Genomic DNA, 5,727 nt, shown 5'->3' with positions numbered 1-5,727 from the left:
CCACCGCCACCGCGCCCGGTCTGTTCCTCGGCTTCATCGGCCCCCCTCCCCCAGGAAGAGGGGATCACGCGACCGCCGGTTCCCCCGACGGCGTGGCGGCGGCGCCGGTACCCGGGCGGCGGATCACCAAGGCCATCAGCGCGGCCACCGCGCACAGCGTGCCCGAGCCGTACCAGACCATGTCGTACGAGCCGAAGGCGTCGCGCGCGAGGCCGCCCAGGAAGGCGACGACGGCCGCGCCCACCTGGTGCGAGGCGAGCACCCAGCCGAAGACGATGGCGCTGTCCTCGCCGTAGTGCTCGCGGCACAGCGCGAGGGTGGGCGGGACGGTGGCCACCCAGTCCAGGCCGTAGAAGACGATGAAGAACAGCATCGGCGGGTGGATGGAGGGCGCGAGCAGCATCGGCAGGAAGAGCAGCGAGACGCCGCGCAGCGCGTAGTACGTGGCGAGCAGCCGGCGGGACTCGAAGCGGTCGGTGAGCCAGCCCGAGAAGATCGTGCCGGCCACGTCGAAGACGCCGATGACGGCGAGCAGTCCGGCGGCGGCCGTCGCCGGCATGCCGTGGTCGTGCGCGGCGGGCACGAAGTGCGTCTGGATGAGCCCGTTGGTGGAGGCGCCGCAGATCGCGAAGGTGCCGGCGAGCAGCCAGAACGGCCCGGTGCGCACGGCCCGGAGCAGCACCTTCACCGTGCGCCCCGCGGCGCCCGGTACGGGGGCGGGCTTCGCCACGTAGGTGTCCGAGCCGTACGGCGCGAGTCCCGAGTCCGCCGGGTGGTCGCGCAGCAGCAGCCACACGAACGGCACCACCGCGAGCGCGGCGAGCGCGACCGTGACGGCGGCCGGACGCCAGCCGTGGTGCTCCACCAGCCACGACAGGACCGGCAGGAAGATCAGCTGTCCGGAGGCGGACGCGGCGGTGAGGATGCCGGTGACCAGGCCGCGCCGGGCGGTGAACCAGCGGTTGGTGACGGTCGCGGCGAACGCCAGCGCCATCGACCCGCTGCCCAGCCCCACGAGCAGACCCCAGCAGAGCATCAGCTGCCAGGCCGCGTCCATGAAGACGGTGAGCCCGGCCCCGGCCGCGATCACGGTCAGCGCCGCGGCCACCACCCGGCGGATGCCGAACCGGTCCATCAGCGCGGCGGCGAAGGGCGCGGTGAGCCCGTACAGCGCGAGGTTGACCGAGACCGCCGCCCCGATCGTGCCGCGCGACCAGCCGAACTCCTGGTGCAGCGGATCGATGAGCAGCCCCGGCAGCGACCGGAAGGCCGCCGCGCCGATGATCGTCACGAAGGTGACGGCCGCGACGAACCAGGCGCGGTGGATACGGCGGGCGGGCCCGGGCCGCGGGGCGGGGGCGGCCTGAGCGCCCGGGGCGACGGCATCGGTTGTCTGGGACATGCCGACAGCTTGGCCCGGCGGTCCGGACCGTACGAGTGGCTGGATAGCCATGGTTCGCAGGGATCGGGCCACAGGTCCCCCGTACACTCGGCCCCATGACCCCGGCCGCTCCCCACCGCGTCGTCGTCCTCGCCCTGGACGGCCTCCTCCCCTTCGAACTCGGCATCCCCCAGCGGATCTTCGGGCGGGCCCGGAGCACGGGCGCGGAGCGCGGGCCGCTGTACTCCGTCACCACCTGCTCGGTGCGCGCGCCCGGCCCCGTGCGGACCGACGCCGACTTCGCCGTGCTGGTGGAGAACGGGCCGGAGGCGCTGGCGTACGCGGACACCGTGGTCGTGCCCGCCTCCCACGAGCTGGGGCCGGTCTACGAGGAGGGCGTGCTCACCGAGGAGCTCGCGCGCGCCTTCGCCCACGTACGGCCCGGTACGCGGATGGTCTCCATCTGCACCGGCAGCTACGTCCTGGCCGCCGCCGGATACCTCGACGGGCGGCCCGCCACCACCCACTGGTGGCACGCCGAGCACTTCCAGCGGCTCTTCCCGTCCGTCGCCGTCGACCCGGACGTGCTGTTCATCGACGACGGGGACGTGCTGACCTCGGCGGGTGTCGCCGCCGGGATCGACCTGTGCCTGCACCTGGTGCGGCGCGACCACGGGGCGGCGGTCGCCAACGACGTGGCCCGGCGGACCGTGGTGCCCCCGCACCGGGAGGGCGGGCAGGCCCAGTACATCGAACGGCCGCTGCCCCAGCCCCAGGTGGCGACGACCACGGGCGCCCGCGCCTGGGCGCTGGGCCGCCTGGACGAGCCGATCCAGCTGCGCGACATGGCCGAGCAGGAGGCGATGTCGGTACGGACGTTCACGCGCCGGTTCCGTGAGGAGACGGGGATGAGCCCCGGCCAGTGGCTCACCCAGCAGCGCGTCGAGCGGGCCCGGCACCTGCTGGAGTCGAGCGACCTGTCCGTCGACCGGATAGCGCGGGCCGCCGGCTTCGGCACGGCGACCTCGCTGCGCCAGCACCTACAGGCTGCGCTCGGCGTCCCGCCGACCGTCTACCGGCGGACCTTCCGCGCCGCCGGCGGCGACGCCGTGCGGGGCTGAGCCGGGCGCCCGGTCCCTGGCCGGGTCCCGCAGGACCCCGGCCACCGTCAGCAGGAGGGTGAGGCCCACCCCGGCCAGGATCGCCGTGGACGGGGCCACCCAGCGCAGCAGGACACCGGAGAGGGTGCCGGTGGCCGCGTACCCGGCGCCGACGGCCGCGTACATCACCGAGTACCCGGCGGCCAGCGCGCTCGGCGGGAGCACCTCGCGCAGCAGCAGGTTGCGGGTGAGCATCGCCCCGGCCTGGAGGACACCCGCGAGCAGCAGGAGCACGCCGAGCCAGACCGCGCCCGGCAGCAGCGCGGCGAGCGCCACGCACCCCGAGACGGCGAGCAGCAGCACCAGGCTCTGCACCCGCAGGGCGCCGGGCCAGGTGCGCAGCCCGTACACGAAGGCGCCCGCCGCCGAACCGGCGGAGAACCCGGCCAGCAGCGGGCCCGCCCAGCCGAGCGGGATGCCGCGCTGCTCCAGCAGGGCGGGCAGGACGAGTTCGGCGAGCGCCAGCAGGGAGAGACCGGCCGCGCCCGTCACGTACACCGGCCAGGCCCGCCACAGCACCCGGCGCATCGGCTCGCCGCCCCGGTCGGCGGTGTCGGCCCGCCACCCCTCGGGCAGCGCCCACAGTCCGGCGACCGCGGCGGCCATCAGCGCCGCCGCGAGCAGCGGCGGCAGATAGGGGCGCACGCCCAGCGCCAGCCAGGTGGTGACGGCGGGGGCCACCGACCAGATGCCGAATATCAGCATCGATTCGGCGCTGACCGCCTGGGCGACGGCCCGTTCCGGCACCATCCCGGCGAGCATGGCGCGCAGTCCCCCGGAGGTGGCGGCGGGCGCCGCCCCGGCGAGGAACGCGGCGGCGCAGAGCACCACCGGGTGCGCGCCGTGCGCGAGGCCGAGCGCGGCGAACCCCAGCGCGCCGCCCGCGAGTCCGAGCGCCAGATGCGGGCGCGCCCGCTCGGCACGCAGCCGGGTGCCGAGCAGGGGGGCGCCGACGATCTCGCCGAGGACGTAGACGGCGGCGAGCACGGCGCCGAGGGTGTAGCCGCCGGGCCGGTCGCGGACCATGAAGACGACCGCCAGCGGCGCCATGGCGACCGGAGCGCGCGCCCCGACCGCGACAAGTGCCCAGGTCAGGACGGGGCGCGTGGCAAGGTCGCGATAACTCATGGGGGTGAAGATAGCCCGGGGGCACGGGGTGGCCCCAACCGTTTTACCGGGCCGCCGGCCGCCTCCCGCGAGGACCCGACGGTCGTCAACTCCCGCTCCCCGGGCGCCCGTCAGAACGTCAGCACCCCGCGCGCCACCCTCCCGTGGCGCGTGTCCTCCACCGCCTTGGCGAAGTCCTCCACCGGATACGTCGCGGTCACCAGCTCGTCGAGGAGGAGGACGCCGGTGCGGTACAGCTCGGCGTAGCGCGGGATGTCGTACTGGGGGCGCGAACTTCCGTACCGGCAGCCGAGGATGGACTTGTCCAGGAACATCGCGGCGGGCGCGAACGTCGCCTCCGCGGTCGGCGCGGGCATCCCCAGCAGGACCGCCTGGCCGTGCCGGTCGAGGAGGTCGACGGCCTGCCTCACGAGCCCGACGTGGCCGACGCACTCGAAGACATGGTCGGCGCCGGTCGCCAGGATCTCCCGTACGCCGTCCACGGAGGTCAGGAAGTGGGTGGCGCCGAACTGCCGGGCGGTAGCCTCCTTCGCCGGGTTGCTGTCGACGGCGACGACCGTGCGCGCGCCCGCGATCCGGGCGCCCTGCAGGACGTTGAGGCCGATGCCGCCGGCCCCGATGACGACGACGCTCTCGCCCTGGCCGACGCGGGCGCGGTTCAGTACGGCGCCGACCCCGGTCAGGACCGCGCACCCGATGAGGGCGGCGGAGGTGAGCGGCAGCCCGGCGGGGATCCGCACCGCCTGGACGGCCTTGACCACCGTACGTTCGGCGAAGGCGGAGTTGGCGGCGAACTGGTGGACGGGCGCACCACCGCGCGAGAACGGCCGCCCGGGCCGTCCGATCGCCTCGCGGCACATGGTGGGCCGCCCCCGGTCGCAGTCGGCGCACGCCCCGCAGTTGGCGAGGGTGGAGAGCGCCACGTGATCACCGGGGGCGACATGGGTGACCCCGGCCCCGACGGCCTCGACCACACCCGCGCCCTCGTGGCCGAGCACCACCGGCACGGGGAAGGGGATGGTCCCGTCGATGACGGACAGGTCGGAGTGGCACAGGCCCGCGGCGGCGATGGCCACCCGCACCTCGCCGGGCCCCGGGTCGCGTACCTCCAGGTCGTCGACCACCCGCGCGTGCGTACCGTCGAACAGAACACCTCTCACTGGCCCCGGGCCTCCCTCGGCAGGCCGAGCACGCGCTCGGCGATGATGGTGCGCTGGATCTCGTCCGAGCCGCCGTAGACGGTGTCGGCGCGGGAGAAGAGGAACATCCGCTGGAGCGCGTCGAGCCGGTACGGCCGCTGCTCGCTCCACTCCTCGGGCCCGACGGTGCCGGCCGCGCCCCGTACGGCCATGGCGAGTTCGCCGAGGCGCTGGTGCCAGCCGCCCCACAGGAGCTTGGCGACGCTGGGGGCGGCGGGGTCCGAACCGCCCAGGGTGCGCAGGGCGTTCCAGCGCATGGTGCGCAGCTCGGCCCACTGACGGACGAGCCGGTCCCGCAGGAGCGGATCGCGGGCGGCCGAAGGCGTCCGGGCCCACTGCCGTACGACCTCCCCCAACTCCTCCTCGAAGCCGATCTGCTGGGCGAGGGTGGACACTCCGCGCTCGGCGGCGAGCAGGTCCATGGCGACGCGCCAGCCGTTGCCCTCGCCGCCGACGAGGTGCCCCGGGTGGGCGCGGGCACCGTCGAAGAACACCTCGTTGAACTCGCTGGTCCCCGTCAGCTGCCGGATCGGCCGGACCTCGATGCGGCCGTCCGGCTGGTCCATGGGGACGAGGAGGAAGGAGAGGCCGCGGTGGCGGTGCGAACCGGGTTCGGTACGGGCCAGCACGAAGCACCAGTCGGCCTCGTGGGCGTGCGAGGTCCAGATCTTCTGCCCGGTGACGCGGTACGCGCCCGTCGGGTCGCCCGGGTCGCGGACGGCGGTGGTGCGCACGGCCGCGAGGTCGGATCCGGCGCCGGGTTCGCTGTAGCCCTGGCACCAGATCTCCTCGCCCCGGGCGACCGCGGGCAGGAAGCGGTCCCGCTGGGCCGGGGTGCCGTGGGCGAGGAGGGTGGGGG

The 5,727-nt window shown here is 75.0% G+C and carries 5 protein-coding genes; 1 reads left to right on the top strand and 4 read right to left on the bottom strand.

Translation table 11 applies throughout. The features are described from left to right. Nucleotides 1-64: 64 nt before the first annotated feature. The gene (locus ACJA3G_RS28210) at nt 65-1,402 is read right to left on the bottom strand and encodes an MFS transporter (protein ID WP_406555860.1); all 1,338 of its coding nucleotides are present in this window, start codon (nt 1,400-1,402) and stop codon (nt 65-67) included. 95 nt (nt 1,403-1,497) lie between these two features. On the opposite strand from ACJA3G_RS28210, the gene ACJA3G_RS28205 reads away from it, so the two are divergent. Next, a complete protein-coding gene (locus tag ACJA3G_RS28205; RefSeq protein ID WP_406555859.1) occupies nt 1,498-2,502 on the top strand; it encodes a GlxA family transcriptional regulator in 1,005 nt (334 codons plus the stop codon). Here ACJA3G_RS28205 and ACJA3G_RS28200 read toward each other — a convergent pair. The 3 genes from ACJA3G_RS28200 to ACJA3G_RS28190 form a co-directional block, all read right to left on the bottom strand. Continuing rightward, complete coding sequence (locus ACJA3G_RS28200; RefSeq protein WP_406555858.1) at nt 2,422-3,669, bottom strand: MFS transporter; 1,248 nt, start codon at nt 3,667-3,669, stop codon at nt 2,422-2,424. The two genes, ACJA3G_RS28205 and ACJA3G_RS28200, sit on opposite strands and share 81 nt — an antisense overlap. Nucleotides 3,670-3,779: 110 nt before the next feature. Next, nucleotides 3,780-4,829: a Zn-dependent alcohol dehydrogenase gene (locus ACJA3G_RS28195; RefSeq protein WP_406555857.1), complete on the bottom strand. Its 1,050-nt coding sequence runs from the start codon at nt 4,827-4,829 to the stop codon at nt 3,780-3,782. After that, nucleotides 4,826-5,727 (bottom strand): acyl-CoA dehydrogenase family protein (locus ACJA3G_RS28190; protein WP_406555856.1); only part of this gene is annotated, 902 nt, incomplete at its 5' end. The genes ACJA3G_RS28195 and ACJA3G_RS28190, both read right to left, overlap by 4 nt.

Origin of the sequence: Streptomyces sp. YS-3 (assembly GCF_045257485.1) — a bacterium.
Lineage (GTDB): Bacteria > Actinomycetota > Actinomycetes > Streptomycetales > Streptomycetaceae > Streptomyces.
The sequence above is the reverse complement of the archived record's forward strand: the minus strand, read 5'-3'. Positions and strand labels throughout refer to the sequence as shown.